This is a genomic window from Vibrio sp. 10N.222.46.A1 (assembly GCF_041473595.1).
Taxonomy (GTDB): Bacteria; Pseudomonadota; Gammaproteobacteria; order Enterobacterales; family Vibrionaceae; genus Vibrio; species Vibrio tasmaniensis_A.
The window spans coordinates 1-343 of the sequence record NZ_JBFRSN010001701.1 but is presented as its reverse complement, the minus strand read 5'-3'; the positions used below and the strand labels follow the sequence as shown (position 1 = coordinate 343).

At 45.8% G+C, this 343-nt stretch carries 1 pseudogene; it reads left to right on the top strand.

Features of this window, described 5'->3' with window-relative positions:
- Positions 1–272 (top strand): annotated as a pseudogene (locus AB4496_RS28940) (lipoyl synthase); the annotation flags it as partial.
- Positions 273–343 lie beyond the last annotated feature (71 nt).

Genomic DNA, 343 nt, shown 5'->3' with positions numbered 1-343 from the left:
CAGGTGTGATGATGGGCCTTGGTGAGACGAAAGAAGAGATCGTTCAAGTATTGAAAGATCTTCGTGAACATGGCGTAACAATGCTGACACTAGGCCAGTACCTAGCACCAAGCCGTCACCACTTGCCAGTTGAACGCTACGTGCCGCCTTCTGAGTTTGATGAGTTGAAAGAGATTGCTCTAGAGCTAGGCTTCACTCACGCAGCATGTGGTCCGTTTGTACGTTCTTCTTACCATGCAGACTTGCAAGCACAAGGTATGGAAATTAAGTAATCACGATTGCTTAACGAACAATACAAAGGCGCTGAATTTTATGTTCAGCGCCTTTTTTGTATCGAACAAGC